This is a genomic window from Bradyrhizobium liaoningense, from assembly GCF_018130785.1.
GTDB lineage: Bacteria > Pseudomonadota > Alphaproteobacteria > Rhizobiales > Xanthobacteraceae > Bradyrhizobium > Bradyrhizobium liaoningense_A.
Map to the genome: position 1 here is coordinate 785,371 of NZ_JAFCJT010000002.1, position 25,734 is coordinate 811,104.

Sequence of the window (25,734 nt, forward strand, 5' to 3'; positions counted from 1 at the left end):
CCGTCATCAGCCCGAGTAATGGTCATGCACAAAGCTGGCATTGCGGACGAGATCCGCGAACGCATTAGGCGCGGCGGCGTTTTTGACGGCCTAATCCCGTGTGAGACTGCGCATATCGTCATCGATTTGCAGAACGGCTTCATGGGCAAGGGGCAGGTGATGGAAGTGCCGATGGCCCGCACCATTGTCCCCAATGTCAACCGCATCAGCGCCGCCCTTCGCGCCGCAGGTGGATCTGTGGTCTTTACGCAGCATACAGTGGATGACGAGGCGATCCGCACCTGGCCGATCTTCTTTGAGCACTTCTGCGGACGTAAACGTCGTACGAGTTATATAGAGGCATTCACCGCTGGCAGCCAGGGGCATGCCCTTTGGCCTGAACTGGACGTCGCTCATGAAGATCTAGTCATTCTCAAGAGCCGTTTCGGCGCTTTTGTACCGGGCTCCTCCGATCTACATGTCCGCTTGCAGGAGCGCGGGATCGACACGCTCATCATCTCCGGAACGTTGTCGCATGTCTGCTGCGATGCAACGGCAAGGGATGCGATGATGATGAACTACAAGGTGTTCTTCATCACCGATGCAAACGCGACAACGACCGACGCGGAACATGGCGCGACACTCACCGGGCTAGCATCTGCATTTTGTGATGTGCGAGATACGCAGTCCATTTTGGGCCTGATCGCGACAGCCTGACTTCAGCAATCGGCCCAACAGGAGACATACTCCTTGAAGTTTCCACCCAATTTGATCTCTACTTACGGGAATCTTTGGGGGACGTCATGTCGGCGCCGCAATATTCCCGTCGCAAGGCTGTGTCATCGCTGGCTGCTACGGTCGCCTGTGCGTTTGCCGGTCCCATTCCCGCAACCGCAGAACCAGTTTCCCCCGGCGAGACGCAAGACTGCGCCGGTCCGATTTTCTCCACAACAGGTCCAAACGCCGAGCTTTACGGCGCCAAAGATGGTTATCCTCTTCCCGACATTACGGAGGCGCGGAGGCAAGGCGACCCTTGGGAGCCAAAATACCGTGTCGGCGCATTCACCCATATCGATCACATCTATCAAACGCGGCTCATCAGGCGAGCTGTGACGCCTTGGAAGTTCAAGTGCTCGAGTGCAGACGTTCACTACCATTTTCAGGGAAGCAAGTTTTCGCCCCTCGACTACATGTCGCGCAATCCGGCCACTGGCCTGCTGATCGCCAAGGACGACCAGATTATCTTCGAGGGCTATCAGTACGCGCGAACTGATCAAGATCGGTTCGTATCCCAGTCGATGGTCAAGACGATAACCGGACTGTTGATCGGGATCGCCATCTCGGAGGGGGCGATTAAGTCGGTCGATGATATCCCCGAAAGTTATGTACCGGGTTTTATGGGTAGTGAGTACGGCGGGACGCCAATTCGCGATCTGCTGCACATGTCCTCAGGCGTCGATTTCGGTGAAACAAGAGACGGAGGACGTGACCTCAATCGCCTGTGGAACGGCATGGGGATCGCGTTCCCGGAATCAAAGTTGGGTACGGTTGAGAGCATTGTGCAATTCAATCAGCGTGTCGCCCCAGCGGGAACGAGATTTTACTACGCGAGCATAGAAGCCGACGTGCTCGGCATGGTGCTTCACGGTGCTGTCAACAAGTCAGCATCTGACTATCTGCGCGAGAAAGTATGGGAGCCGATCGGCGCGGAAGCGGATGCCAATTGGCTAGTAGACGCAGAAGGCTTCGAACTGGGGCACTTTGGCTTCAATGCCGTTCTGCGCGATTACGCTCGGCTAGGACGTTTGCTGGCGCATGATGGCGCATGGGATGGCAAGCAGATCGTTCCGGCGCAATGGATGATCGATGCAACCACCGTTCGAGCTTCGGATGACTATCTGCGACCGGTCGTGGCGACGAAGAAATTGGGCTACGGTTATCTCTTGTGGTTGTTTCCCGGTGAGAGGCGGCAGTTCGCGTTGTTAGGATTCAAGGGCCAGTATATTTGCGTTGATCCGACCTCTAAGGTCGTCATGGTGCACACTGCAATTGAGGACCCGGTACATCGAGGCGAACAATGGGCTCTATGGTCGGCACTGGTCGATCAGCTAGGCTGATAATAGCTCGGGACAAGCTCGACATCGACCGCTTTGGGTCCCTTCTGCGACCTCGGGCAAGGTCCGCTCTTCTGCCGCTGTTGGAGGTTGAGCGGACATCAGTCGGCCAAGCCGTTTAATGAGTACACGTCCTAGCTAGCTTACCGCACCAACCGTCTCTCCTTCACGCACATTTGCCCCCGCCCCCTGCCCCTCCTCCCACTTTCCTGCTATCTCCTGTCCCCGCCGTCCCGGCCCAAAGCAAAACCCCACCCGTTCAAGGGAGCAACAACCATGCGATACCTCCACACCATGCTGCGCGTGCGCAATCTCGATGTCGCGCTGAAGTTTTACCAGGATGCGCTGGGGCTGAAGGAGGTGCGGCGGATCGAGAACGACAAGGGGCGCTTCACGCTCGTCTTCCTGTGCTCGGCGGACGATCTCGAGGCGCTGAAGAAGCAGCCGCAAACGCGCGGCGCGCCGCTGGTCGAGCTCACCTGGAATTGGGACGAGGAGAAGTACGGTGAGGACCGCTTCTTCGGCCATCTCGCCTATGAGGTCGACGACATCTACGCGACTTGCGCACAGCTGCAAAAGGCCGGCGTTACCATCAACCGGCCGCCGCGCGACGGCAACATGGCCTTCGTCCGCTCGCCGGACCTGCACTCGATCGAGCTGCTGCAGAAGGGCGAGCCGAAGGCGCCGGCCGAGCCGTGGCTGTCGATGCCCAATACGGGCCACTGGTAGGGCCGCGCCACAGGAACCAGCGCCCGCTACCGTTGTTGTCCCTCCGACAATGCGATTGGAGGAGGACGCAATGGGACGAGGACTGTTGCTGTGGATGCTTGGCGTGCCGATCCCGGTGATCATTCTGTTGTGGCTGTTCTTCGGCCACTGATCATCAGGCTCCATCTGCCAAGCTCGACTTAACAAGTTCGATTTGCCAAGTTCAACGAGTGAGGTTTGACTTGCAATGGAAGCTCCGCCGACGGCGGAGCTTTTTGCATGAGGGGCGCGCCGCAATCGCCGTCGCTCCGCCTGAGGAATTCCGCTATCACCCGCGCCAAAGCGAAACGCGGGAGGACTTCATGCCGGACACCAAGCTGACGATCTGGGGACGCGCCAACTCGGTCAACGTGCAGAAGGTGCTGTGGTGCCTGACCGAGCTCGGCCTGGCTTACGAGCGCATCGACGCCGGCATGGCGTTCGGCAAGACCCGCGAGGCGGACTATCTCGCGATGAATCCCAATGCGCGGATCCCGACGCTGGTCGAGGGCGACTTCGTGCTGTGGGAATCGAACTCGATCATGCGCTATCTCTGCCTCGCGCATGGCCGCGGCACGCCGATCTACCCCGAGGCCCCGAAGCTGCGCACCAGCGTCGACCGCTGGCTCGACTGGACGCTGTCGATGGTGCAGCCGGTCGACCGGCCGGTGTTCTGGGGCATCGTGCGCACGCCGCCCGCCGAGCGCGACATGATCCAGGTGCAGCGGGATGCCGATGCCGCCGCCGAGGTCTGGGCCATCGCCGACCGCCTGCTCGCATCGCGCCGCTTCATGGATGGCGACCAGTTCACGCTGGCCGACATCGCGATCGGCGCCTATGCGCGGCGCTGGCTCGGGGTCGAAGGCATCACCCGCCCGGCCCAGCCGTATTTGACGCGCTGGCTCGCCGAGCTCGGCAAGCGGCCCGGATTTGCCCGGTTTGTCGCACCGCCAATGTCATGAGCCGGTGGCGCGGCCTAAGCTGTGCCGAACGCGCAATGAATCATCGTTGTTGCGCACGTGTCAGGCATCGCGCCGGCACTTGACGGCTACTGTGCATGGGGTTGTTTTCGCTGTTTTTGTTTTCAGAGCGTTTTCAAGCGAGGTGGATACCGGTTCGCGTGAAGAACGCGCGTCCAAACCGGCCCCCTAGCGCCAGCCGCGCTCGACCAGCAGCACGCAGATGATCAGCAGCAGCGTCACGACGGCGGTGGCAAGCTTGGCCGTCCAGCTCAGGCCGCGGCCGACCCACAACAGCAGCGCGCAATACATCACGAAGGGGACGATGATGTCGGGCCGCATGAGATCCGGCGGCATCGGCTTCAGCGCCTGACCGTGGTCTCGACGCTGATCGAGCCGCCGATCTTCACACAGGTGCCGGTGCCCTCGACCATGACGAAGCGCGGGCCGTAGGAGGCGCAGGAGCCGGCCTTGGCCCTCCCGCCCGTCCCCTTCAGCGGCAAGGCCTTGCCGGCCTGTGGCCGCTCGGCAGGCGGAAGGCGCAGGTCCTCGGCTGCGGCCGCGGACGTGGCCAGCAACGGGATGAGGATGAGGAGCGGCGCGCGCATGCAGCCCTTCTAGCCCGGACCGGCGTCACGCGCCATCCGGGTCGCTCCGCCCGGGGTCAGATGAACTTGACGCCGGCCGATTTGCCGCGGCGCCAGATCACCTGGCAGCTCCGCCCGGTGCGGGCATCACGGGCGAAGGCCATGCGGATCACGCCCGGGAGCTGGCTCGCGTCCTCGTCCATCGTGATCTTTGCGCCGGTATCGGAGATGTCCTGGACCAGGCAATGCCGCGCCGCGAATCCGCCGTCGAGCGTGATCCAGGCGTGCTGCGACAGCGATTTGCGGGCTGCACGCTTCTTGGGCTGTGGCATGAACAAATCTCTCCGGTTCCAGCGCTATCTCAGGGGCCCCTAAGAAACCGTTGAAATCGCCTCCGAATGTAACAGGGGGGACGCTATCCACCGGTTCCAAAAGACCGTTCCCGAACGGCTTGCCCACGGCGCCAAAGGCCACTATACGTTCGCCCGCTGCAGCCGCCGGGCTCGACTCGGGTGGCCGGCGGCCGTGTCGCGAAAAGCGGCGGGGCCTTGTGTTTGCTCCCTTCGTCTATCGGTTAGGACGCCACCCTTTCACGGTGGAGAGAGCGGTTCGATTCCGCTAGGGAGCGCCAACATCCGGGCCATTGGGTGATGTGGCGAAATCCGCCGCCCCGCATGAACCTTCCCGCCCCTGACCGCCGACCAATGACCCGTTGGAACCGGTGCAGACCCATGGCGCAGCGCAAATCCCCCTCGGACGGCCAGACCGGCGTTGCCTCGCCGGTGCCGCCGCCCTGGATGCACCGTCCAGCGCCATATGCGCCGGAGCGGCGCGCCAGAATGCTGGAGCACATGGCACGCGCCCGATCGCTTCCGCCGCGCCAGGCCGCGATGGTGCCGGCGCCGTCGCGCGGCTTGGACACTCTCGGCGATGCCTTTGCCCACGCGGTCCTGTTCGGTGTCATCGCCCTGCTCTTCCAGTCGCGCGTTCCGCTCTACCTCGGCGCCTTCCTCTACTTCGCCGACGGCGAGCGCATCGAACGCGCGCTCGAAGCGATCGGCATCCGGCTCGAGCCGGACAGGATCGGACCCGATATCATCAAGAGCTTCGCGTCTTTGTTCGCATGGTTCGCGCTGTTCGCGTCCTTGCAAGACTCTGTCCCCGCCTGGCTTGCGGCATGGCTGCCTCCGGCCGGGTCATGGTCGTTCATCGCCGGCATCGCCCTTGCGCTCGCCATCGTCGAAGCGTTCGCAACGCTGGCGATGCGGCGCGCATTGCCGTGGTTCGGATTTCAGATCTGTGCGGACAGCCTGACCTGGACGGCGATCAAGCTCCTCATCGCCGTTGGCGTGCTGGCCCTGCTGGTGCTACTCGGATCTCAATGAGCGGGGCGGAATAACGAGGTTGTGAGTTTGCGCGGGGCGTTATGCCGCGAGCTCCGGAACACCATCGCTCCGTACATTTACCGAAAATTTACCCCCGCTATTTGATCGGCGTATCGTTTGCTTAGACGTTGCCCGCTACGTGATTTTACGGAAACACTCCGAAACACGATTGGCGTTCATGTCCGTCTCAGAGTTCCTCCGGCAGCGTGCAGTGGAAGTCAGCGTGAGCGGCAGCTACTCGCTGCCGCGCTGGTACGATTGCGAGGGCCAGCTGCGCACCTTCGCCTGCCGCACCAAGCGTGTCTCCCCGTTCCGCATGATTGTCGACGTGCCTGTGGTCGGTAAGGTCGGCGAGCGCGTGACCTCCTATTTCCAGGACTTTGGCGAATTCCAGTGCACCATCAGCGCCACGCTGAAGGCGGGCTTTCTGATGGAACTCGACATGACGCGGGCGCGGCGCGCCTGGATGTCGGAAAAGCTGACCTGGCTGGAGAAGAAGCAGAAGGACGCCAGCATTTTGGAGCTGCGCAATGACGCCCGCTTCGTTCCGCAGGTCTCCCACACGTTCCTGACGCTCGCCGACGGCAGCACCCATCCCTGCTTCATCATCGACGTCTCCACGGCCGGCGTCGCGATATCCTGCGAATACGACCCGCAGATCGGGACCCCGCTTGCGGTCGGCGCCTGCGTCGGGCGCGTCATTCGCAAATTCGACAAGGGCTTTGCGGTCAAATTCGCCGAGAAGCAGCAGCGGGACGACCTGGTCCGCCTGATCGTCCGTACGCCGATGCTGCAATCGGCCTGAATCCGGCCCGATCGATTTTAACTCACTTTTAACTAAATGCTGGAGGAGCCGATCCCCGCGCGATAGGGTGTGACTCAATACGTCCGCAATCACTGCGGGCCCTTGAGTATTGGAAGTCCAGGAATGTCCATCGCCGACGCCGGGTTCGCCCCGGCAGAGACCCCCCAGAGCGCCGCGGCCAAGCCGCAACTTCCACCCGGCGTCGTCACCGAAGGCCCGCTCGTTCAGGCCAAGTTGCGCGAGAGCTATCTGCTCCTCGGCATTCTCTACGTCGGCGCCGTCGCGGGCGTCATCTGGGCGATCACCCAGGGCCTCGGCAAGGTGGAGCTGTTCACGTTCGTCTGGATGTTCGCGCTGACCACGTTCGGCATCGGCGCCGGCATGCACCGCCTGTTCGTGCATCGCAGCTTCCGTACCGGCCCGATCATGCGCGTGTTCTTCTGCGCCATTGCCCAGATGGCGGTGCAGGGCTCGATCGCGAAATGGGTCGCCAATCACCGCCGCCACCATCTCTATGCCGATGACGTCGGCGACCCCCACAGCCCGCAATTCGACGGCTTCGGCAATCGCTATGTCAGCGCATTCAAGGGCTTCCTGCACGCCCAGGGCAGCTGGGTGTTCGACCAGGCGACCACCGACAACGAATATTACGCCAAGGACATCCTCGCCGATCCCATCGCGATGTTCTTCGTGCGCACGCGCTGGGTCTGGTACGGGATGTCGGCCGTCTTCATCCCCGGTGTGATCGGTTACACCTTCGGCGGCGTGCACACCATGATCGGCTGCGTGCTGTTCTCCGGCCTGCTCCGCTGCTACCTGCTGATCCTCACCAGCCAGCTCACCGGCTCGGTCTGCCACGCCTACGGCTATCGCCGCTTCGAGGTCGACGACGCCTCGACCAACGAGTTCGTGACCACGATCCTCACCTTCGGCGAGGGTCTGCACAACAACCATCACCGCTTCCCGCGGGACGCCTATATCTCGCACGCCTGGTGGGAGATCGATCTCAACGGCCTGATCATTCTGGGCATGGAGAAGATCGGCCTCGTCCACGACGTCTTCCACGCCTCGCACCGTCAGCTGGAGCGGGCGGCCGAAGCGCAGGCGGCCACGACGGCGCGCTAAGGCGGCAGTCGGCGGCCGCGCAGCGGCCGTCTCGCCTCCGCACCGCTGCCCTATCGCGGCCCCATTGCGGGATCAGCTTTTGACGGTCCGTGCCTCGTGCCGGACCTCATTTGCAGACTTGCGATCGGGGGACCGAATGGCAGTCGACAAGATCACCTGGGACAGGGTCGGCCGGGTCACCGAGCCCGGACGGTACATGTACACGTTCGGCTGGCTGACGATCACGGCCGGCGATCTCGATATCTGGAAGCAATATCCGCAAGCCGCCTTCACGCTGCTCGCGCACCATGCCGAGCCGGACGAGGCCGTCGGCAAGGAATTTTATCTTGGCGCCTTCGACATCGCGCCCGAAGCACCGCCGTCTTTCACCACGCATTGAAAGCACGGCAAACGCCGGCCCCAATCGATTTTCCGGAATCGGCGATTCGAGCCGGCGCTAGCAGCGCTTCGTGCAAGGTCAGGCTGCGCGCGGCGCGGGCGACCGCGGGAACGAATGGCATGCACGTTGCTTGATCAACGTCATGATACACATCCCCGCCGTCGACCAGGCCTTCCTGCTGCTGCTCATTGTCTTCTGCCTTGGCACGTGCCTCGTACGCGTCTTCTGGGAGCTGGAGCAGGTGCGGGCACGCCGGATCGCTGCACCGCCCCATCGGCGCACAACGAAGCGTGACTAGGCCAGTTTGTCCGGCGGCTGGACTCGCCGCTCGCACACGTGCATCGTCAATCGAAGAAACCTGCGCATTGCCTTGATCTGACTTACCAATCGCAATCCGATGGCGGCCGCGCGAGGGCTGCCGTCGATGACGAATTAACTCTGTCATGCCGTTGATTGTGCTCGTCTTCTCACGTCCGGCGCCGATACCGATGAACGCTGGCTGTCGCGCCTGTTAAGTGACGCGACAGCAAGTGCATGACACATGGTCGCATCGGTAAACGTAGATAAGCAGATCAAGGGAACCTATTTTCGGCGCCGATGTACCTGATTGAAGCGTTACCCACCGTCATCGGAACTGCCGCCATCGCCCCGGCGCTGCTGATGCTGTGGCTCGTCATTGCCGCCGAGGAGCGCCCGGGACCGCCGGCCCAGGTCTGGACTGCGTTCCTGCTCGGCGCGGCCAGCATTTCGCTGCTGGGCCTTGCCCGCGCTCCCTTCGCCAAGATGGTTGCAGCCCCTGACAACCCCTGGGCCGCGCTCGCCATGCATTCGGTCTTCGGGGTCGCGCTGCCCGAGGAAGCCGTCAAGGTGATCGCCATCGTGCTGGTCTCCTCGACCAAGCGGCGGACCTTCGCCAATCCGATGGACACCGTGGTCTATGGCGCCGCCGTCGGCCTCGGCTTCGCCGCTTACGAGAACCTCGCCTATCTCGTCCAGCACGCCGAGATGTGGCGCTCACTGGCCGCGTTGCGCAGCGTGCTGACCGTGCCGTTCCACGGTGCGCTCGGCATCATCGCCGGCGCCTACCTGACGATCGCGCGCGCCGGCACGGCGCTGGGTGCCAACCGCCACCATCGCGACTGGGCCCGCCTCTCCAGCCGCCTGCTGATCTTCGCAGGCCCGGTCGCGCTGCATTCGGCCTTCGACTTCCCGCTGCTGACCTTGCAGCGGATGCCCGATCTCGATCCGACGCTGCGGATGTGGCTGGGCGGAGCGAGCCTGCTGATCGGCTTCAGCTCGATTGCCTTCGCCATCCGCCTGGTGCGGCGGGTCGCGCGCCATCACGCGCCGCGGACCGATATCGCGCGGGAGCGGCTCAGCCAGTTGCGCCGGATGTGGGCGCTGCTGCTCGCCGGCGGCGGCGTCGGCTTTCTCGGCCTCGCCTTCGTGCTGACCTCCATCCATCATTGGCTGATCAACCCCGAGCGCAATCTGACGCTGGCCCTGATCCCGATCGGCTTCGTCTCGATCCTGCTCGGTCTCGCGCTCCTGATCGTCACGATCGCGATCTACATTCTCGGCCGCAACCGCGTTCGCACCAGTGGCGAAGGTTTTTCGTCCGCGCACGGCGGCGGTTGAACCGCGGGATGGCAAGCGCGGTGTGTGCATATTAGATTGAGCACACGTTTTTCGATCCGGAGCCTGCCAATGACGTCGCCCGAGGATTTTGCCCGGCTGCAATCTGCCATGAGCCAGACGGTCAAGGCGCATTGGAAGGCCTTCCTGTTCGAAGGCATCCTTCTCGCTTTTCTCGGCGTCGCCGCGCTGATCGTGCCGCCGCTCGCAAGCCTTGCGATCGCGATCTTTCTCGGCTGGATGTTCCTGGTCAGCGGCATCGGCGGACTGATCGTGACCTATTGGGCGCGCAGCACGCCGGGCTTCTGGTGGTCGCTGATCTCGGCCGCGCTCGCCGTGCTCGCCGGCATGCTCCTGCTGGCCCGGCCGATGCAGGCCGTGCTGACGCTGACCATCGTGATCGGCGCCTATTTCCTCGCCGAGGGCGTCGCCACCATCATGTACGCACTGGAGCACCGCCGCGAGCCGAGCGGCCGCTGGTCCTGGCTCCTGATGTCCGGCCTCGTCGACATCGCCATCTCGTTCATGGTGATCACGGGGCTGCCAAGCTCGGCGGAATGGGCGATCGGCGTCCTCGTCGGTATCAACCTGCTGTTCGGCGGCGCCACCCTGATCGGCATGGCGCTGGCGGCACGCAATAGCAACACCTGAGGCGCCTCATCGCGCCTTGCTCCGTTTTGGGGGTGACAACCCGCCAATGGCGCGCTATATGAGCGGCCATGATCACTCTCGTCACCAGCTATTTTTGGTACTTTAGCTACGACAGCTCGCTGGCGGCAGGAGGATCGCGCTCAATCTGAATATTGAAGCAAACGTCCGAACAAGCCGCCAGACCTGGCGGCTTTTTTATTGCCGGCAGGTTCAAACAAGACAGGAGCCCGCCGTGCTGAGCACGACTGACGATCTTCGTATCCGCGAACTGAAAGAGCTGAGCACGCCGGAAGAGGTGATGCGGGAAGTCCCGCGCACACTCACCGCAACGCGTGTGGTGATGGCGGCGCGCAACGCCGTCCATGCCATACTCAACGGCCAGGACGACCGTCTGCTGGTCGTGGTCGGCCCCTGCTCGGTGCATGATCCCAAGGCCGCGCTCGAATATGCCGAGCGCCTCGCCAGCTTGCGCGAAGACCTGGCCGACCAGCTCGAGATCGTGATGCGGGTCTATTTCGAGAAACCGCGCACCACCGTCGGCTGGAAGGGCCTGATCAACGATCCCGATCTGGACGGCAGCTTCGACATCAACAAGGGCCTGCGGCTGGCGCGCAACGTGCTGTCCGCGGTGAACAATCTCGGCCTGCCCGCCGGCGCAGAATTTCTGGACATGACGACGCCGCAATACATCGCCGACCTCGTGTCCTGGGCCGCGATCGGCGCGCGCACGACCGAGAGCCAGATCCATCGCGAGCTGGCCTCGGGGCTGTCCTGCCCGGTCGGGTTCAAGAACGGCACCGACGGCAATGTGCGGATCGCGGCGGACGCGGTGAAGTCGGCCTCGCATCCGCATCATTTCATGGCGGTGACGAAGCTCGGCCGCTCCGCCATCGCCTCGACCGCGGGCAACGAGGACTGTCACATCATCCTGCGCGGCGGCAGCAAGCCGAACTATGATGCGGAAAGCGTCTCGGCGGCCTGCAACGATCTGGCCAAATCCGGCGTCGCGCCGCTGGTCATGGTGGATGCGAGCCACGCCAATTCGAGCAAGAAGCCGGAAAACCAGCCGCTGGTCATGGCCGACATCGCCGGCCAGATCTCAGCCGGCGAGAACCGCATCATGGGCGTGATGATCGAGAGCAATCTCGTCGCCGGCCGCCAGGACGTGGTGCGGGGCAAGCCGCTGACCTACGGCCAGAGCATCACGGACGGATGCATCGACTGGGCGACCACGGCCACCGTGCTCGAGCAGCTCGCTGACGCGGTCGAGATCCGCCGCAACACGCAGCGCGCGGGGCTGCACGAGCGCTCAGCGTAAGGCCAAAGCAAACGCGGGCGGGGCGAGCTGTCGCGCCCTGCCCGCCGTTGGCGGCTTAATGATTGAGCATGATCTCCGCGCAAACGCGTCCCGCGTTTGTCGCGAGGGAAAACCGCTTCACACTTTTCCGGATCATGCTCTAGCAACCGCGGCAGATGCTCTTGATCTTCTTGTCGAGCAGAGCGTCTTCCTTGTTCACGGGATTGTTCGGATCGCTCAGGTTCTTCTCGCTTGGCACATCGCTGGCGCGCGGCTGGCGATGACCGATGGGTGCCTGCGGTACCGATCCGGACGTCGCGCCGCCGGATGTCGATCCCTTGGAGCCGCCGGTCTGCGCAACCGCCGCACTGCCAAGCAAGATCACAAGCGACGCAGCCACCATGATCTTCTTCATGTCCGTTCCTCCATTCTCAACCCGCGTTCTCTGCATCGCCGCTCACGTCTCGGGCGGATAGAGATGAACGTCGCCGCAATAATCCACGATACGATAGCGCGTTTCCATTTCCGCTTCACGCGCATCAGCTGCGGTATTTTGCTCCGCCAACACATAATTCGGCCCGACCGGTGATTTCCCGGCGCCTCCGGGAATGTCGATGACATAGTCGGGCTGACACAGTCCTGACACCCGTCCGCGCAGCTGCCGCATCAAATCCTGTCCCTCGGCCAGCGTCGTTCGCAAATGCACGGTGCCCGGTGCGAGATCGCCGTGATGCAGATAGTAGGGCTTGATCCGGCATTCGACGAAAGCTCGCATCAAATCCGACAAAGCGGCAATGCTGTCGTTGACGCCGCGCAAAAGCACGGACTGGCTCACCATGGGAATCCCGGCATCGGCGAGCCGCGCAAAAGCCGCGCGCGCAGGTCCCGTCAACTCGCGCGCATGGTTGGCATGCACCGCGACCCAGGTGGTCGCGCCCTCGACCTTCAACGCAGCCACCATCTCGTCGCTGATGCGCGCGGGATCGGCCACCGGCACGCGGGTGTGAAGGCGGATGATCTTGACGTGATCGATTCCCGCGAGATCGGCCATGATCTCGCCCATCCGGCGCGGCGACAGCATCAAGGGGTCGCCGCCGGTCAGGATCACTTCCCAGATCTCGCTGTGCGAACGGATGTAGTCGATCGCCGCGCGATAGGCCCCGTCCGAGAGCGCGTTCTCCTTGCCGGGCCCGACCATTTCGCGGCGGAAGCAGAAACGGCAATAGACCGCGCAGACGTGAACGAGCTTGAACAGCACGCGGTCGGGATAGCGATGCACGATGCCCAGAACCGGCGAGTGCGGGTGATCGCCGATCGGATCCGCGCTCTCGCCTGGCTGCATCTCCAGTTCCGCGACGGTCGGAACGAATTGCCGCGCAATCGGATCGTCGGGATCGGACGTGTCGATCAGCTCGACCAGCGCCGGCGTGATCGCCACCGCATAGCGCGCGGCAACACGCTCGAGCGCGGGCAGCGCTTCGGCCGGTGCAAGCTGCGCGGCCACGAGTTCGGCCGGCTCACGCAGGGTGCGTGCAAGGTTGGTCTTCGTCATGTCTCACTTAACGTTTCATTTGCAGGCGGTGTCCACACCACCTGATCGATCCGCGCTGCGCCGCTCGCCAGCATCACCAGCCGGTCGAAGCCGAGCGCGACACCGCTCGCCTCCGGCATTTGGGCGACCGCGGCCAGAAAATCCTCGTCCAGCGGATAGGCCTCGCCATAGCGGCGCTGCTTCTCCGCCATCGACTCCGTGAAGCGCTTGCGCTGTTCCTCGGCGTCGGTCAACTCGCCAAAGCCGTTGGCGAGCTCGACGCCGCAGGCATAAACCTCGAACCGCTCGGCAACCCGCGGGTCATCGGCCTTCACGCGCGCCAACGCCGCCTCTGGAGATGGGTATTCGAACAGAATGGTCAAACGCCCCTGCCCCAGATGCGGCTCGACATGCTCGACCAGGACCTTGCTGAAGATGTCGGACCAGGTGTCGTCCTCCGCCACGCGGACCTTGCCGCCGGCCGCCTGCGCGAGCGCGTCCCGGTTACCCTCGCCGCCCGAGATTGTCGACAGCAGGTCGATCCCTGCAAACCGCTCGAAGGCGCCAGCGACGGTCCGGAGCTCCGGTTCCGCGAAGGGATCGGCGGTCCGGCCGCGGAAGGAGAACGTCCCGATTCCGGTCGCCTGCGCGGCGCGGGCGATGACGACGACCGTGTCCGCCATGATGGCGTGATAGGGGGCGCCAGCCCGATACCATTCCAGCATGGTGAATTCGGGCAGGTGCAGGTCGCCGCGCTCGCGATCACGGAACACCCGTGCGAATTCGAAAATCCGCTCCTCGCCCGCCGCCAGCAGCTTCTTGCAGGCGAATTCCGGCGAGGTCCGCAAGTACCGGCTGGCACGGCTGCCATCCGGCCGCATGATCTCGGTCCGGGGGGCGTGCAGATGGGTTTCGTTACCCGGGGAGACCTGAAGGACCGAGGTTTCGACCTCGAGGAACCCGTGCTCGGCGAAAAAGCCCCTGAGAGACCCGGTAATGGCCCCCCTGGCCTGAAGGAAAGGCCGCCGGTCGAGGTGCCGCCCGGGCGACCAGAACGGCGAAATCGGCTTGTGCCCAACCATCAACCGACCGCTCCCCGGCCAAGCAAAATGCTGGCATCCAACGGCAAAATCAGTATGTTGCGCCCCGAAACGGGCGCTGAGGTCCGATTTGAGACCCCGAGTCCCCCCGAGATTTGACCAAGTCCTGGCCGGAGCCGGGCCAAGCAAGCAGGAAATATAGCTTTGAGAGTCATCGCCAGTTCTATTCGCAAGGGCAACGTGATCGAGCAAGACGGCAAGCTTTATGTCGTCGTGAGCGCCGAGAACATCCATCCCGGCAAGGGCACCCCGGTCAGCCAGATCGAAATGCGCCGAATCTCGGACGGGGTAAAGATCTCCGAGCGCTACAAGACCACCGACCAGGTCGAAAAGGCCACGATCGAAGAGCGCAACTACACGTTCCTGTATGAAGATGGCGACGGCTACCACTTCATGAACCCGGAGACCTACGACCAGGTCCAGGTCTCCAAGGACGTGGTCGGCGACGCGGCCTCCTATCTTCAGCCAGACATGACCGTCAAGCTGTCGACCCACGACGTCAACGTGGTCTCGCTCGCGCTGCCGCAGCGCGTGACGCTGGAAGTGGTCGAGACCGAGCCGGTGACCAAGGGCCAGACCGCCTCGTCGTCCTACAAGCCGGCGGTGCTCTCCAACGGCGTCCGCACCACCGTTCCCCCGCACATCGCGGTCGGCACCCGCATCGTGGTAATGACCGAAGACGGCTCCTACTCAGAGCGCGCCAAGGACTAAGTCGGGGATCGAGGATCGGAACAGGTGCCGCCGGGGGCGAGACAGTGGTTGGGAAGGGTTTCCGCTTCGTCTCGCTTCTGCTGGCGTCGCTTTCGCTCCTCACTGCTACGCCGCTCGCTGCGGATGAGATCCGCACCCCTTCGCTCACGGCCCTGCGCGTCGATTGGCGCGCAGCGCTCGACCAGCTCCGCACCGAGGTCACCAGCCGTCCCCAGATCGCGGGCGACTTCATCTTCGCACCCCGCCGTTCGGTGCCACGCTACGATCCGCGCGCGATGCCCGCGCTGGTGCAGCTCAACGCGGTCTCATCGCAATTCTTCACCGGTATCGCCCGCAGCTCCGTACCCGTGCTGCTGCCGTTCGATGCTGCCGCATATCTCGAGGCGCAGCGCAACCGCGCGCCGGGGACGCTAGCGCTTTCGCGCTACCAGGCCGATTTCAATCCCGTCGACATGTTCGATGCCGGCCCCTCAGGCTACAGTGCCAGCTTCTCGCTTGAACCCGGCGCCGGCGACGGCATGCCGAGCCGCGTCTACGCAAGGCCGGTCGAGGTGCAGATCACGGGCTCGGCACTCGTTTACGACGTCGCCGATCCCACCGGCGGCAAGGGCGAGCAGGTCAAGCCGCTTGCGGCAACCTATCCGGACCTGCGCAGGTTCATCCGGGAGGGCTATGTCCGCTACGCCTTCACCCGCTTCGGCGTTGCCTATGTCGTCTCCATCCAGTGCCTGGACAGCATCGCAAAGCCGCGGAGGCTCGCCTGCAAGGAAGCCTATCCGGTTGCCGAGCGCTTCCTGAAAGGGCTCCGCGTCGCCGGCGGCCAGCGCATGCGGCCGCTCACGGACATGACCTCCAGCATCATCGATCGTCCTTTAGCGCGTTCGCCGGATTTCACCTACCGACCGAGCGGCGACATCATCCCGAACACCGGCTATCGCAACAAGGCCGGCCATCCGGATGTGATGGCCTATGCGCAGATCCGTTTCCCCCTCGAGAAGGCACCGGCCTTCGTGCGCTCGCAATCCTACGGCAAGCGCGACAAGAGCGACGGCTCGACGGCCTATCCCTGGCGCGACAATTTCTGCGAGTCCCGCAGTTTCGAGGTCTGGCAGTGCGGCGGCGGCTATGGCCACCAGGGCGAGGACATCCGCGCCGCCGAGTGCCCACCGCCCGGCGAAGGCCGCGAACCCTGCGATCCCAAGCAGCGCGGCGTCCTCGCCGTGCGCGACGCCATCGTGATCCGCGGCGCCAAGGATCAAGCCGCGACGCTCGAGGTCAACAGCCGCACCGAGCATATCCGCTTCCGCTATATGCACATGAACCCGCAGGCGCTGACCGCCGACGGCATGCTCAACGGCCGCATCGTCACCGAAGGCGAGAAGATCGGCGTGGTCTCCAACTATCTCGACCATCCTGCCGGCACATCGATGCATTTGCATTTCGACGTGCAGGTCTTTACCCGCGACGGCTGGATCTGGGTCAGTCCTTACCTCACGCTGGTCTCGGCCTATGAGCGCCTGATCCGAGCCCGCGGCCGCGAAGTCGGCCCGGAGATCGCCGGCACGCCGCAGCCCGTGGCGCATGCATTGCCGGAGGACGCGATCAAGCCGGACCTGCGCGAGGGATCGAGCGGCGAGGAGAATTGAGGGGCAGGCTGCCCATGCGGCCGCTACTACTCCAACAGCGTCGTCAGCTGCGCGCCCTCGTCCGCCACGAACACCGCGATCAATTCCGCCGGCTCGGTCGCGCTGGCATTGGCCGAGACCAGATGCGTCGATCCCGGCGGCTCGAAGAAGGACTGGCCAACACCAAATGTCTCGACAGGACCGCCGCCAAGCTGGGAACGGATTTCTCCCTTGGTGATGTAGGCGGTCACCGAGCCCGCGTGACGATGCGGCCGCGAGAATCCGCCGGGACCGTAGAACACACGCACGATGGTGACGCGCTTACCCGGGACGTTCGGCAGCGCGTAGGAGCCGATCGGCTCGACCTTGTCGAGCGGCGAGCTCTCCGGCGCGGTCGCGCAGAGCGGCGCCAACGCGCCGGACACCGCGTCCATCGTCACCGGCAACGCCTTGCCGATCGCAAGCGCGCAGGCGAGCCCGCCGACGACGGCCAGCGCCATCGAGCGCGATGGCACCGGACGCTGCGCATGGGTCAAACTCATTGCAGTCATGATAACCTCCCCTTGTTTTCCCGTTGTTGCAATCAGGATGCCGCGGCGCTCGCTGCGACCGGCCGCTTCGCCGGCGTCCAGCGATACGCGGCGCCAAAGCGGTTCCAGACGTTGATCGAGGCGACCGCCGAGGTCAGGTACATCAGCTCGGTCTCGGAGAATTCGCCGGAAGCCTCCGCATAGACCTCTTCGCTGACGCCATCGGGCAGGAAGGTCAGCGCCTCGGCCCAGGCCAGCGCGGCGCGCTCGCGCGCGGAAAAGACCGGCGCCTCGCGCCAGACCGCGACCAGATTGAGCTTGTCCACGGGAACGCCGATGCGCTCGGAGAACAGGATGTGATGCTGGACGCAGAAGGCGCAGCCGTTGATCTGCGAGGCGCGCAGCTTGACCAGCTCGAGGAGCTGCTTGTCCAGGCCCGCCTTGGCCGCCACCTGGCCGAGCGCCAGCACAAGCTCATACGCATCGGGCGCGATCTTCCTGAAATCCTCGTATTCGCTGCGGGCGTGTGACATTGCCGTTCACCTCGTGTTATTATAAGACTGCTTACATCTTATAAGAGCACTTACATGTTGCGCAAGACGTCCAGTGTCACGAGATCGAAATCCCGGGCCAAAACCGCCCGGCCCGACGCCGTGCGCGTACCTGCCCCGGGCGAAGGCAAGCGCGGCGAAGAAGGCTATCTCGGCTATCTGCTGCGCCAGGCCCACGCGGCGGTCCGCCTGACGATGGAACGGACGCTCGCCGATCTCGGGGTAACGTCGCCGCAATTTGCCGTACTGACGATGTTGAACGCCTATCCTGGCCTGTCGGGCGCCGACGTTGCCCGCCTCACCTTCCTCACACCGCAGACTGTCGGGGTCATCATCCGCAATCTCGAACGTGACGGCGCAATCGAGATGACGCCCCATCCCGTGCACGGCCGCATCCAGCAATGGACGCTGACGCCGCGCGGCACGACGTTATTGAAGGCGTGCCGGGAACGCGTGATTGCGCTCGAGAAGCGACTTGCGCGAGGCCTGGACGCGAAGGCGGAAACCACAGTCAGGCGCTGGCTGGCTGGAATCGCGGCCGATTTACAGGAAGACTAGGCGAAGCCTAGTCACCGCCGCCTCCGCAGTCACCGCCATCGGCATCCGAGAAGTCGCCCATCGCGCCATCACCATTGAGGCCGCGGCCAAAGTTCTCGACGATGATCATCAGGATCACGACAAACAGCCCGGCGCCGAACGGCCATGGATTGGTACGGATGATGTCGAACAGCTCCCGCATGCGCGTAGTCTGCGCAGACGGAAGCGAACCGACCGTAAAGCGGCAGGCCCAAAATCGGGGATATCCGGGCAAGCGCAAGGCCGCCTAACCGCCCTTCAATGCTTTCTTCACCTCGCCGTCGGACCAGGTGTCGCCCGCTGCGATCACGCGCACGCGGCTCTGATCGGCGGCATTCACCAGCACATGCGAACTCGTCCGATCACCGTTCCGCTCGAGACGCAGATCGGTTTCCGGCTTCCAGCTCAACGTGGTCGCGAGATCGCCCGGATAAATTTGCCATTGCGATCCGTCGTCGAGTTCGACGACATGGCTTTCCGCATGTTGCCGTATCTTCATTCCCACCCCGAATTCTCGATGAGCAGACTGCGTGCATAAGGCGGGCCCCGGCGATCAGCCGGGGCCCTGCTCCCTCAGTCGTTATCGTGATGAATCACGGTCTTGCTGCGATTGCCGAATTCATCTTCCTTCTTGATCACCGTGGTGCGGTCGGCAGGCTCGCGCTCTTTGATGACCGTGGTGCGGTCGCGATCGCGGTCCCGCTCACGATATTCGTGGGACTGTCCGACCGTCACGCCCGCACCGACCGGGCCGACGTGAACGCCGACTTCGTCGGCGAATGCCGGGGCGGCGATGGCCGTGACCATGGCGACGGCAAACAGGTATTTTTTCATCTTCTCATCCTCCAGTGTATGCGGAGGGAATGCGGGACTGCGACACTTTGTTCCGGCGGATCGCAGGCGATGGCCTATTCCCGCTGTTCCAGGAACCGGCCCACAGCAGCCATGTTTCCGGCTAGAATGGGTCCATGAAACAAGCTGATTCCTCGGCCAATCACAGCCGCCGCACCCTGCTTCGATCCACGCTCGGCGCAGCCGCACTCGTCGCATTCCCCACGCACCTCTTCGCCGCACCTCCGGGCTTCGACGAATGGCGCGAGGGTTTTCGCGCACGCGCAATGGCGAAAGGCATTTCGGCCGCGACATGGCAGCGCGCGATGGCGCGGGTCGAGCCCGACATGAGCGTGTTCAAGCAGATGCGCAACCAGCCCGAATTCCACGAGCAGGTCTGGCAATACATCAACCGTCGCGTCTCGGACTGGCGCATCATCAACGGCAAGATCGCGCTGAAGAACAACGAGGCGCTGCTCGCGCGCATCGAGCGCGATTTCGGCGTCGAGCGCGGCACGCTGCTGGCGCTGTGGGGCGTGGAGTCCGCCTATGGCGATCCGTTGGTGCAGCAGAACCACATGACGCCGGTATTCCCCTCGCTCGCCGCGCTCGCCTGGAACGAGCCGCGCCGAAAAGCCTATTGGGAGACCGAGCTAATCAACGCGCTGCGCATCGTCGACAAGGGCTGGAGCACGCCGGAGCAGATGCAGGGGTCCTGGGCCGGCGCGATGGGGCATTCGCAATGGATGCCGGAGGTCTGGCTCAATGTCGGCATCGACTATGACGGCGACGGCAAGGTGTCGCCGTTCGGCAAGCCCGACGATGCACTGGGCTCGACGGCAAAGTATCTAGTCAACCGCGGCAAGTGGCACCGCGGTGAGCATTGGGGTTACGAGGTGCGCGCCTCCGGCGATATGGGCGGCAGCCGCAGCTACGCGGCCTGGGCATCAGCCGGGGTCACCCGCGCCGACGGCCAGCCGTTTCCGCAACCGAATGCATCCGCGCAGATGTGGACGCCGGTTGCGGGCGGCCCGACATTCCTGCTGGGTCCGAATTTCTATTCGGTGAAGAGCTACAATCCCTCGATGAACTATGCGCTCGCAATCTGCCATCTCGGCGACCGCTGCCTCGGCGCGCCGCCCTTCATCCAGCCCTTCCCTGGCTCGGAGCGCGCGCTGACGCTCGCCGAGGTGCAGGAGATGCAGACGCGGCTGACCAAGGCCGGTTTCGACACCGGCGGTACCGACGGCCGCGTCGGCAACGACACCATGAAAGCGATCAAGGATTTTCAGCAACGCGCGGGCATCACGCCCGCCGATGGCTATGGCGGGCTGAAGGTGCTGGCCAAGCTGCGGCAGGGGTCGTAACTCGCCTCAGTGCCGGTACTGCGGCTCTTCCGCGTCGAGCTGCCGCCGGATCGCGGCGAGATGCAGTCGCGCGGATTCGGAATCGCCCTCGCGCATCTGCCTGTAGGTTTCGGCCGCAATCGCGGGATCAACCGGCAGCACCTTGCGTCCCGTCGACATCGCCAGCACCTGCACCTCGGCGGCACGTTCGAGATAATAGAGATCATCCCAGGCCTCCGCGATGGTCTGAGCCAGCACCATCACGCCGTGGTGCTTCATGAAGACGATGTCGGCATCGCCGACGGCGGATGCGATGCGCGCGCCTTCGCGGTTGTCGAGCGCGAGGCCGTTATAGTCGCGGTCGACCGCGGTGCGGCCGTAGAATTTCAGCGCGGTCTGGCCGGCCCAGATCAGGGGATCGCCCTCGGTCATCGACAACGCCGTGGCGTAGGGCATATGTGTGTGGAAGGCGACCTTGGCGCGCGGCAGGCGCTTGTGCATCTCGGCGTGGATGTAGAACGCGGTCGCCTCGGGCACGCCCTCGCCGTCGAGCACGTTGCCGTGGAAATCGCAGATCAGCAGCTTTGACGCCGTCAGCTCGCGGAATGCGTAGCCGTATGGATTGACCAGGAAGAGGTCGTCATGGCCGGGCACCACGGCCGAGAAGTGGTTGCAGATGCCCTCCTCAAAGCCGTTCCGCGCGGCCATGCGGAAGCAGGCTGCGAGGTCCTCACGCGCGCTGCGGATCGCGTCGGTGGCGAGATCAGGCCGGTTCGAGCGGACGGGCTCAGGCGCGGAAGAAGACGAATGAAGGCTGTGCGCCATGGCGAAGGATACCTCTATCGGTCGGGAGCTGTCCGCGTTGTACAGGGGCAGCGCCTGCGCGTCAGCCCCTGCGGGCGCCACCCTGCCCTTCGCAGCCCGCGCGGCGGCTTATTGCCGCCGCGGCACGCCGCCGGCATTCATGCCGCCGTCGATGACGAGCTCGCTGCCGGTGACATAACGCGAGGCATCGGAGGCCAGATACAGCACGCCGGAGGCAATCTCCGCCGCCTGGCCGGCGCGGGCGAGCGGTGCGACAAGCCGGGCGCGCTCCTCGGGATCGATCGGCGCGTTCTGGCCGGCGCCGGTCGCACCGGTCGGGATCTTGCCCCAGATCGGCGTGTCGATGATACCAGGGTGCACGGAGTTGACGCGGATACCGTCGCCCGCGGCCGCGCACTCCATCGCGATCGACTTCGCGAACAGCCGCACGCCGCCTTTGGTCAGCGAATAGGCCGAGAGGCCCGGCGAGCCGCGCAGGCCGGCAAGCGAGGACATCATGACGATCGAGCCACCGCCGGTCTTGCGCATCAGCGGCAGGCAGTGCTTCACCGAGAGAAACACACCGTCCAGGTTGATCGCATTCTGCTTGTGCCAATCAGAAAGCTTCATGTCGACGATCGACGGCACGGCGATGCCGATGCCCGCATTGGAGACCATGATGTCGAGCCGGCCATAGCGCTTTGCGACATCGGCGACGATCTCGATCCAGCGCTCCTCGGAGGTCACGTCCTGCTCCAGGAAGATCGCCTTGCCGCCGGCTTTTGTCACGCGCTTGGCGAGCTCGGGGCCGCGCAACTCGTCGATGTCGGTGATGACGACGGTAGCGCCCTCGCGCGCGAACAGCTCGACGATCGCCTCGCCAATGCCCGAGGCGCCGCCCGTCACCAGCGCGACCTTGCCCTCAACCTGCCCTGCCATGTTCACTCCCCTTTTTGTTGTTTGAGCGGCTTATTTTTGACGCATGATCTCCGCGCAAACGCGTACCGCGTTTGTCGCGAGGGATCTTGCGTTATCTAATCACCGATGGCCCCTGGTCCGGTAGCGCGACGTCGACGACGCGGAATTGCACGCGCTCGGCGCCCTGGTACCGGTCGACCGACAATGATCCCGCAACATGCAATTGCTGACCTCGATTGGCCACTAGCGCATTGCCGAGCTTCTGGCCGACCGAACGGAACGCGATGCCGTTGACGATCGAGCCATCGCCCGACTTGAAGCGTAGCCTCAAATGCGCCTGTCCGACCTCATCGGCATGGACGAGCTGATGCGATGGCAGCGCCAGCACGACTTCAGGATTGCCGCTGCCGAAGGGACCGGCGCGGTTGAGCGTGGTCGCAAGCTCCGTCGTCACGGCGCGCGCGGACACCGCGCCGTCGACATAGAGTTCGTTGACGTGACGCGCCTCGGCAACATCGCCCGCCAGTGCATTTTCGAGGTAGGCACGGAATTCGGCGAGCTTCTCTTTCCGCAGCGTCACGCCAGCGGCCATCGCGTGACCCCCGCCCTTCAGCAAGATGCCATCAGCTACCGCCTGCCGCACCGCCTTGCCGAGATCGACGCCGGCGATTGAACGGCCCGAGCCGGTGCCGATGCCGCCGGGCTCCAGCGCAATCGCAAAGGCAGGCCGCGAAAACTTCTCCTTCAGGCGGGACGCCACGAGGCCGACCACGCCGGGATGCCAGTCTTCGGAGGCCGTCACGATGACGCCGAGCTTGTCCTCCAGGCCGATCGAGGCCAGCGCTTCGGCTTCGGCCTGCGCTTCGGCTGCCTGCTCGATGATGCGGCGCTCGCTGTTGAGGCGATCGAGCTCGGCGGCGATCCGCGCCGCCTCGACGCTGTCGCCCTCCAGCAGCAGCCGCACCCCGAGATCGGCGCGGCCGATGCGGCCGCCGGCATTGACGCGCGGTCCCAGCATGAAGCCGAGATGCCAGGCCTCCGGCGGGCCGTTGAGCCGCGCCACGTCCATCAGCGCGGTATGGCCGACATGGTCGCGCCGCCGCATCGCGATCAGCCCTTTTGCGACGAAAGCACGGTTGAGCCCGATCAGCGGCGCGACATCCGCAACCGTGCCGAGCGCGACGTGATGCAGCACGCCGAGCAGATCGGGCTCGGGCATCTCGCTCGTCCAGAAGCCGCGCTGGCGCAGCTCGCGATTGACGGCCACCAGCGTCACCAGCACGAGACCGACGGCGGCGAGATGGCCGAGGCCCGAGAGATCGTCGAGCCGGTTCGGATTGACCAGCGCATCGACCTCGGGCAGCTCCGTGCCGGCCTGGTGATGATCGATCACGACCACGGACATGCCGAGGCGCTTGGCTTCCGCGAGCGGCTCGATGCTGGTGGTGCCGCAATCGACTGTGACGAGCAGCGTGGCGCCCTTTGCCGCCAGCCCGCGAACGGCTTCGACATTGGGGCCGTAACCCTCAAAAATGCGGTCGGGAATGTGGATCAGCGGATCGAGCCCGCAATGGCGCAGATGCCAGGCGAGCAGCGCCGCCGAGGTCGCGCCGTCGACGTCATAATCGCCGAAGATCGCGACCTTCTCGCCCCTGGATGCCGCATCGGCGATTCGGCGTGCGGCGGCCTCCATTTCCGTCACCGTGAACGGATCCGGCAGCAGCTTGCGGATGGTCGGATCGAGGAAGTCGGTGACCCCATCGATGTCGACGCCGCGGCCCGCCAGCACCCGCGCCAGCATCTCCGGAAGCTGGTGCCGCTGCACGATGGCGAGCGCCTTGGCGGCCCCGCGCGCATCCAGCCGGTCGAGCCAGAGCTTGTCGGTGAGCGAGCGCGCTACGCCCAGAAACGCCTGGGGCACTTCGACGGGCAAGGCGGTGGCGGGCGGCGTCATGAGTCGAGACTGGCTAGAGGAACCCGGGAATAGGACCAGGGCGTTGCGGCGATCGGCCGCCAATGATGATTGGCCTGGAATCCCCGGGGATTTGCAATGTCCGCGCCGCACAAAGCGGTGGATTGCCGCTTTGCTGCGCGGACTGACTATCATTTGGGCATTCCACGGAACAGCAAATTAAGCGGGCGTTAGTCGGAATCTTTGAAAAAGACTCGTATTCGATCTGTAATTTGTTGTTCCGGGTTCGTTGCAGATCAGACCTCATTGCCAAGGGAAGCCCCCGATGTCTGCTGCGCTGGGTCTGAAAGCCAAGCCGATCACTACCGAACCCGCTGATGACGATTCCGACATCTCCGCGCTGATCAATCGCCTGACCGCGGAGGTCAACCAGATCGCGGTCGACAAGACCAAGGCGATCCAGCAGATCACCAACCAGATGAAGATGCTGGCGCTCAACGCGCTGATCGAGAGTTCGCGCGCCGGCGCGCAAGGCGCGGGCTTCGCGGTGGTGGCGCAGGAGGTGCGCGGCGTCGGCCAGCAGGTCGAGACCATCGCACGCGAGCTCGAAACCCAGCTGACGAAGCGCACCGGCGATCTCGTCGCCTCGATCGACCGGATGAGCCAGCGCTCGCGCGGCGAGCGCATGGTCGACCTGTCGCTCAACGCCATAGAGCTGATCGACCGCAACCTCTATGAGCGCACTTGCGACGTGCGCTGGTGGGCGACCGATTCCGCCGTTGTCGATTGCGCGGCCTCGCCGAGCGCGGCGGCCGTCTCCCATGCCTCGCAGCGCCTCGGCGTGATCCTCGGGGCCTATACCGTCTATCTCGACCTCTGGCTCTGCGACCTCGACGGCAACGTCATCGCCAACGGCCGCGCCGACCGCTTTCGTGTGGTCGGCCAGAACGTCGCCCACACCAAATGGTTTCGCGAAGCGAGGGGCTTGCGCTCCGGCGACGACTATGTCGCCGGCGACGTCGAGAACCAGGCGCTGCTAGGCAATGCGCAAGTCGCGACCTATTGCGCCAGCGTCCGCGCCGGCGGCCAGGCCAACGGCGCGCCGATCGGCGTGCTCGCCATCCATTTCGACTGGGAGGCGCAGGCCCGCGCCATCGTGCAGGGCGTGCGCGTCGGCGACAGCGACAGGGCGCGCGTACTGCTGGTCGACTCGAATCTTCGCGTCATCGCGGCTTCCGACGGCCAGGGCATCCTCAGCGAGCGTATCTCGATCGCGCTGAACGGCCAGCGCTCCGGCTTCTACCACGACCGCACGGGCGCGCTGGTCGCCTTCCACGCGACGCCGGGCTACGAGACCTATCGCGGCCTCGGCTGGTACGGCGTGATCGTCTGCGCGGCGTGAGGCCGCTTGGATCGGCCCGGCCCATGCCGACTTAAAAATCGGAAAACAACCCCATGCACAGTAGCCTGAGGGTTGTTTTTCCTGGCGTTTTGCGCCCGCCAAAACACTTTGACACGTCGGGCAAAACACTGGCAGACTGCGATCATTGCAGGTTGTGTTCGCGACGCCCTTAGCGAATTTGTGACACCGCAACCAATTCTCTGAAGCATTTTCCGGCAAGGCGCGCCTGTTACA

The 25,734-nt window shown here is 64.3% G+C and carries 30 protein-coding genes and 1 tRNA gene; 17 read left to right on the plus strand and 14 right to left on the minus strand.

The window, feature by feature from the left end; all coding sequences use genetic code 11:
- Positions 1-24: 24 nt before the first annotated feature.
- From JQ627_RS09375 to JQ627_RS09390, 4 genes are all read left to right on the plus strand, one after another.
- Positions 25-696: a cysteine hydrolase family protein gene (locus tag JQ627_RS09375; RefSeq protein ID WP_212483890.1), complete on the plus strand. Its 672-nt coding sequence runs from the start codon at positions 25-27 to the stop codon at positions 694-696.
- Positions 697-782: 86 nt separating this feature from the next.
- Complete coding sequence (locus JQ627_RS09380) at positions 783-2,096, plus strand: serine hydrolase (RefSeq protein WP_212483891.1); 1,314 nt, start codon at positions 783-785, stop codon at positions 2,094-2,096.
- 273 nt (positions 2,097-2,369) lie between these two features.
- Positions 2,370-2,822 carry a VOC family protein gene (locus JQ627_RS09385; RefSeq protein WP_212483892.1) on the plus strand — a complete coding sequence of 151 codons (453 nt, stop codon included), beginning with the start codon at positions 2,370-2,372 and terminating at the stop codon, positions 2,820-2,822.
- A 341-nt stretch (positions 2,823-3,163) separates the two neighbouring features.
- Positions 3,164-3,802, plus strand: a complete 639-nt coding sequence (locus JQ627_RS09390) for a glutathione S-transferase family protein (RefSeq protein WP_212483893.1) — start codon at positions 3,164-3,166, stop codon at positions 3,800-3,802.
- Positions 3,803-3,988: 186 nt separating this feature from the next.
- Here JQ627_RS09390 and JQ627_RS09395 read toward each other — a convergent pair whose 3' ends face one another.
- From JQ627_RS09395 to JQ627_RS09405, 3 genes are read right to left on the minus strand one after another with little or no spacing between them, the layout of a single operon-like run.
- A complete protein-coding gene (locus tag JQ627_RS09395) occupies positions 3,989-4,156 on the minus strand; it encodes a hypothetical protein (RefSeq protein ID WP_212483894.1) in 168 nt (55 codons plus the stop codon).
- A 5-nt stretch (positions 4,157-4,161) separates the two neighbouring features.
- Positions 4,162-4,407: a hypothetical protein gene (locus tag JQ627_RS09400; protein ID WP_212483895.1), complete on the minus strand. Its 246-nt coding sequence runs from the start codon at positions 4,405-4,407 to the stop codon at positions 4,162-4,164.
- A gap of 56 nt (positions 4,408-4,463) precedes the next feature.
- Entirely contained in the window at positions 4,464-4,718 is a 255-nt protein-coding gene (locus JQ627_RS09405; protein WP_212483896.1) for a PilZ domain-containing protein, read from the minus strand.
- A 224-nt stretch (positions 4,719-4,942) separates the two neighbouring features.
- On the opposite strand from JQ627_RS09405, the gene JQ627_RS09410 reads away from it, so the two are divergent.
- The 8 genes from JQ627_RS09410 (at position 4,943) to JQ627_RS09445 (ending at position 11,684) form a co-directional block, all read left to right on the plus strand.
- A tRNA-Glu gene (locus tag JQ627_RS09410) sits at positions 4,943-5,017 on the plus strand.
- Positions 5,018-5,276: 259 nt separating this feature from the next.
- Complete coding sequence (locus tag JQ627_RS09415; RefSeq protein WP_249142966.1) at positions 5,277-5,771, plus strand: hypothetical protein; 495 nt, start codon at positions 5,277-5,279, stop codon at positions 5,769-5,771.
- 178 nt (positions 5,772-5,949) lie between these two features.
- A complete protein-coding gene (locus JQ627_RS09420; RefSeq protein ID WP_212483898.1) occupies positions 5,950-6,576 on the plus strand; it encodes a PilZ domain-containing protein in 627 nt (208 codons plus the stop codon).
- Positions 6,577-6,699: 123 nt separating this feature from the next.
- Positions 6,700-7,701 (plus strand): acyl-CoA desaturase, encoded by a 1,002-nt coding sequence (locus JQ627_RS09425; protein WP_212483899.1) that lies wholly within the window; start codon positions 6,700-6,702, stop codon positions 7,699-7,701.
- A gap of 136 nt (positions 7,702-7,837) precedes the next feature.
- Positions 7,838-8,080, plus strand: a complete 243-nt coding sequence (locus tag JQ627_RS09430; protein WP_212483900.1) for a hypothetical protein — start codon at positions 7,838-7,840, stop codon at positions 8,078-8,080.
- Positions 8,081-8,677: 597 nt separating this feature from the next.
- Positions 8,678-9,718 carry a PrsW family glutamic-type intramembrane protease gene (locus JQ627_RS09435; RefSeq protein ID WP_014495490.1) on the plus strand — a complete coding sequence of 347 codons (1,041 nt, stop codon included), beginning with the start codon at positions 8,678-8,680 and terminating at the stop codon, positions 9,716-9,718.
- Between the two features lie 69 nt (positions 9,719-9,787).
- Positions 9,788-10,366 carry an HdeD family acid-resistance protein gene (locus JQ627_RS09440; protein ID WP_212483901.1) on the plus strand — a complete coding sequence of 193 codons (579 nt, stop codon included), beginning with the start codon at positions 9,788-9,790 and terminating at the stop codon, positions 10,364-10,366.
- A gap of 232 nt (positions 10,367-10,598) precedes the next feature.
- Positions 10,599-11,684 carry a 3-deoxy-7-phosphoheptulonate synthase gene (locus tag JQ627_RS09445; RefSeq protein ID WP_212483902.1) on the plus strand — a complete coding sequence of 362 codons (1,086 nt, stop codon included), beginning with the start codon at positions 10,599-10,601 and terminating at the stop codon, positions 11,682-11,684.
- 139 nt (positions 11,685-11,823) lie between these two features.
- Here JQ627_RS09445 and JQ627_RS09450 read toward each other — a convergent pair whose 3' ends face one another.
- The 3 genes from JQ627_RS09450 to epmA are packed head-to-tail and all read right to left on the minus strand — an operon-like array spanning position 11,824 to position 14,276.
- Complete coding sequence (locus JQ627_RS09450; RefSeq protein ID WP_212483903.1) at positions 11,824-12,078, minus strand: hypothetical protein; 255 nt, start codon at positions 12,076-12,078, stop codon at positions 11,824-11,826.
- Positions 12,079-12,120: 42 nt separating this feature from the next.
- On the minus strand, positions 12,121-13,215 hold the full coding sequence (locus tag JQ627_RS09455) for a lysine-2,3-aminomutase-like protein (protein ID WP_212483904.1): 1,095 nt from the start codon (positions 13,213-13,215) through the stop codon (positions 12,121-12,123).
- Positions 13,212-14,276, minus strand: coding sequence for an EF-P lysine aminoacylase EpmA (gene epmA, locus JQ627_RS09460; RefSeq protein WP_212483905.1), 1,065 nt, complete (start codon positions 14,274-14,276; stop codon positions 13,212-13,214). Before epmA ends, JQ627_RS09455 begins: the two co-directional genes overlap by 4 nt.
- Before the next feature lie 162 nt (positions 14,277-14,438).
- Here epmA and efp point away from each other — a divergent pair, with 162 nt between their 5' ends.
- Together efp and JQ627_RS09470 are read left to right on the plus strand one after the other, a co-directional pair.
- Positions 14,439-15,005, plus strand: a complete 567-nt coding sequence (gene efp / locus JQ627_RS09465; protein ID WP_028161298.1) for an elongation factor P — start codon at positions 14,439-14,441, stop codon at positions 15,003-15,005.
- 44 nt (positions 15,006-15,049) lie between these two features.
- Complete coding sequence (locus tag JQ627_RS09470; RefSeq protein WP_212483906.1) at positions 15,050-16,651, plus strand: M23 family peptidase; 1,602 nt, start codon at positions 15,050-15,052, stop codon at positions 16,649-16,651.
- Positions 16,652-16,677: 26 nt separating this feature from the next.
- On the opposite strand, the gene JQ627_RS09475 is transcribed toward JQ627_RS09470, so the two are convergent.
- On the minus strand, positions 16,678-17,181 hold the full coding sequence (locus tag JQ627_RS09475; protein ID WP_212094632.1) for a cupin domain-containing protein: 504 nt from the start codon (positions 17,179-17,181) through the stop codon (positions 16,678-16,680).
- Positions 17,182-17,213: 32 nt separating this feature from the next.
- Positions 17,214-17,693 carry a carboxymuconolactone decarboxylase family protein gene (locus tag JQ627_RS09480; RefSeq protein WP_212483907.1) on the minus strand — a complete coding sequence of 160 codons (480 nt, stop codon included), beginning with the start codon at positions 17,691-17,693 and terminating at the stop codon, positions 17,214-17,216.
- Positions 17,694-17,747: 54 nt separating this feature from the next.
- On the opposite strand from JQ627_RS09480, the gene JQ627_RS09485 reads away from it, so the two are divergent.
- Positions 17,748-18,269 (plus strand): MarR family winged helix-turn-helix transcriptional regulator, encoded by a 522-nt coding sequence (locus JQ627_RS09485; protein ID WP_212483908.1) that lies wholly within the window; start codon positions 17,748-17,750, stop codon positions 18,267-18,269.
- 7 nt (positions 18,270-18,276) lie between these two features.
- Here JQ627_RS09485 and JQ627_RS09490 read toward each other — a convergent pair whose 3' ends face one another.
- The 3 genes from JQ627_RS09490 to JQ627_RS09500 form a co-directional block, all read right to left on the minus strand.
- Positions 18,277-18,450, minus strand: coding sequence for a hypothetical protein (locus JQ627_RS09490; RefSeq protein WP_212483909.1), 174 nt, complete (start codon positions 18,448-18,450; stop codon positions 18,277-18,279).
- A gap of 84 nt (positions 18,451-18,534) precedes the next feature.
- Entirely contained in the window at positions 18,535-18,786 is a 252-nt protein-coding gene (locus JQ627_RS09495) for a hypothetical protein (protein ID WP_212483910.1), read from the minus strand.
- Between the two features lie 74 nt (positions 18,787-18,860).
- A complete protein-coding gene (locus JQ627_RS09500) occupies positions 18,861-19,121 on the minus strand; it encodes a hypothetical protein (protein ID WP_212483911.1) in 261 nt (86 codons plus the stop codon).
- Between the two features lie 134 nt (positions 19,122-19,255).
- On the opposite strand from JQ627_RS09500, the gene JQ627_RS09505 reads away from it, so the two are divergent.
- On the plus strand, positions 19,256-20,485 hold the full coding sequence (locus tag JQ627_RS09505) for a lytic murein transglycosylase (RefSeq protein ID WP_212483912.1): 1,230 nt from the start codon (positions 19,256-19,258) through the stop codon (positions 20,483-20,485).
- 6 nt (positions 20,486-20,491) lie between these two features.
- Here JQ627_RS09505 and JQ627_RS09510 read toward each other — a convergent pair whose 3' ends face one another.
- The 3 genes from JQ627_RS09510 to recJ form a co-directional block, all read right to left on the minus strand.
- Entirely contained in the window at positions 20,492-21,289 is a 798-nt protein-coding gene (locus tag JQ627_RS09510; protein WP_212483913.1) for an aldolase, read from the minus strand.
- 108 nt (positions 21,290-21,397) lie between these two features.
- Positions 21,398-22,207 (minus strand): SDR family NAD(P)-dependent oxidoreductase, encoded by an 810-nt coding sequence (locus tag JQ627_RS09515; RefSeq protein WP_212483914.1) that lies wholly within the window; start codon positions 22,205-22,207, stop codon positions 21,398-21,400.
- A gap of 91 nt (positions 22,208-22,298) precedes the next feature.
- Positions 22,299-24,140, minus strand: a complete 1,842-nt coding sequence (recJ, locus tag JQ627_RS09520) for a single-stranded-DNA-specific exonuclease RecJ (RefSeq protein WP_212483915.1) — start codon at positions 24,138-24,140, stop codon at positions 22,299-22,301.
- A gap of 283 nt (positions 24,141-24,423) precedes the next feature.
- On the opposite strand from recJ, the gene JQ627_RS09525 reads away from it, so the two are divergent.
- A complete protein-coding gene (locus tag JQ627_RS09525) occupies positions 24,424-25,500 on the plus strand; it encodes a methyl-accepting chemotaxis protein (protein ID WP_212483916.1) in 1,077 nt (358 codons plus the stop codon).
- The last annotated feature ends 234 nt before the right edge of the window (positions 25,501-25,734 follow it).

What these genes read in the sequence shown, in the direction of transcription:
- JQ627_RS09375 (WP_212483890.1), top strand. Translation starts at nt 25, where the DNA reads ATGCACAAAGCTGGCATTGCGGACGAGATCCGCGAACGCATTAGGCGC.
- JQ627_RS09380 (WP_212483891.1), top strand. Translation starts at nt 783, where the DNA reads ATGTCGGCGCCGCAATATTCCCGTCGCAAGGCTGTGTCATCGCTGGCT.
- JQ627_RS09385 (WP_212483892.1), top strand. Translation starts at nt 2,370, where the DNA reads ATGCGATACCTCCACACCATGCTGCGCGTGCGCAATCTCGATGTCGCG.
- JQ627_RS09390 (WP_212483893.1), top strand. Translation starts at nt 3,164, where the DNA reads ATGCCGGACACCAAGCTGACGATCTGGGGACGCGCCAACTCGGTCAAC.
- JQ627_RS09395 (WP_212483894.1), bottom strand. Translation starts at nt 4,156, where the DNA reads ATGCCGCCGGATCTCATGCGGCCCGACATCATCGTCCCCTTCGTGATG.
- JQ627_RS09400 (WP_212483895.1), bottom strand. Translation starts at nt 4,407, where the DNA reads ATGCGCGCGCCGCTCCTCATCCTCATCCCGTTGCTGGCCACGTCCGCG.
- JQ627_RS09405 (WP_212483896.1), bottom strand. Translation starts at nt 4,718, where the DNA reads ATGCCACAGCCCAAGAAGCGTGCAGCCCGCAAATCGCTGTCGCAGCAC.
- JQ627_RS09415 (WP_249142966.1), top strand. Translation starts at nt 5,277, where the DNA reads ATGGTGCCGGCGCCGTCGCGCGGCTTGGACACTCTCGGCGATGCCTTT.
- JQ627_RS09420 (WP_212483898.1), top strand. Translation starts at nt 5,950, where the DNA reads ATGTCCGTCTCAGAGTTCCTCCGGCAGCGTGCAGTGGAAGTCAGCGTG.
- JQ627_RS09425 (WP_212483899.1), top strand. Translation starts at nt 6,700, where the DNA reads ATGTCCATCGCCGACGCCGGGTTCGCCCCGGCAGAGACCCCCCAGAGC.
- JQ627_RS09430 (WP_212483900.1), top strand. Translation starts at nt 7,838, where the DNA reads ATGGCAGTCGACAAGATCACCTGGGACAGGGTCGGCCGGGTCACCGAG.
- JQ627_RS09435 (WP_014495490.1), top strand. Translation starts at nt 8,678, where the DNA reads ATGTACCTGATTGAAGCGTTACCCACCGTCATCGGAACTGCCGCCATC.
- JQ627_RS09440 (WP_212483901.1), top strand. Translation starts at nt 9,788, where the DNA reads ATGACGTCGCCCGAGGATTTTGCCCGGCTGCAATCTGCCATGAGCCAG.
- JQ627_RS09450 (WP_212483903.1), bottom strand. Translation starts at nt 12,078, where the DNA reads ATGAAGAAGATCATGGTGGCTGCGTCGCTTGTGATCTTGCTTGGCAGT.
- JQ627_RS09455 (WP_212483904.1), bottom strand. Translation starts at nt 13,215, where the DNA reads ATGACGAAGACCAACCTTGCACGCACCCTGCGTGAGCCGGCCGAACTC.
- epmA (WP_212483905.1), bottom strand. Translation starts at nt 14,276, where the DNA reads ATGGTTGGGCACAAGCCGATTTCGCCGTTCTGGTCGCCCGGGCGGCAC.
- JQ627_RS09475 (WP_212094632.1), bottom strand. Translation starts at nt 17,181, where the DNA reads ATGACTGCAATGAGTTTGACCCATGCGCAGCGTCCGGTGCCATCGCGC.
- JQ627_RS09480 (WP_212483907.1), bottom strand. Translation starts at nt 17,693, where the DNA reads ATGTCACACGCCCGCAGCGAATACGAGGATTTCAGGAAGATCGCGCCC.
- JQ627_RS09485 (WP_212483908.1), top strand. Translation starts at nt 17,748, where the DNA reads ATGTTGCGCAAGACGTCCAGTGTCACGAGATCGAAATCCCGGGCCAAA.
- JQ627_RS09490 (WP_212483909.1), bottom strand. Translation starts at nt 18,450, where the DNA reads ATGCGGGAGCTGTTCGACATCATCCGTACCAATCCATGGCCGTTCGGC.
- JQ627_RS09495 (WP_212483910.1), bottom strand. Translation starts at nt 18,786, where the DNA reads ATGAAGATACGGCAACATGCGGAAAGCCATGTCGTCGAACTCGACGAC.
- JQ627_RS09500 (WP_212483911.1), bottom strand. Translation starts at nt 19,121, where the DNA reads ATGAAAAAATACCTGTTTGCCGTCGCCATGGTCACGGCCATCGCCGCC.
- JQ627_RS09505 (WP_212483912.1), top strand. Translation starts at nt 19,256, where the DNA reads ATGAAACAAGCTGATTCCTCGGCCAATCACAGCCGCCGCACCCTGCTT.
- JQ627_RS09510 (WP_212483913.1), bottom strand. Translation starts at nt 21,289, where the DNA reads ATGGCGCACAGCCTTCATTCGTCTTCTTCCGCGCCTGAGCCCGTCCGC.
- JQ627_RS09515 (WP_212483914.1), bottom strand. Translation starts at nt 22,207, where the DNA reads ATGGCAGGGCAGGTTGAGGGCAAGGTCGCGCTGGTGACGGGCGGCGCC.
- recJ (WP_212483915.1), bottom strand. Translation starts at nt 24,140, where the DNA reads ATGACGCCGCCCGCCACCGCCTTGCCCGTCGAAGTGCCCCAGGCGTTT.
- JQ627_RS09525 (WP_212483916.1), top strand. Translation starts at nt 24,424, where the DNA reads ATGTCTGCTGCGCTGGGTCTGAAAGCCAAGCCGATCACTACCGAACCC.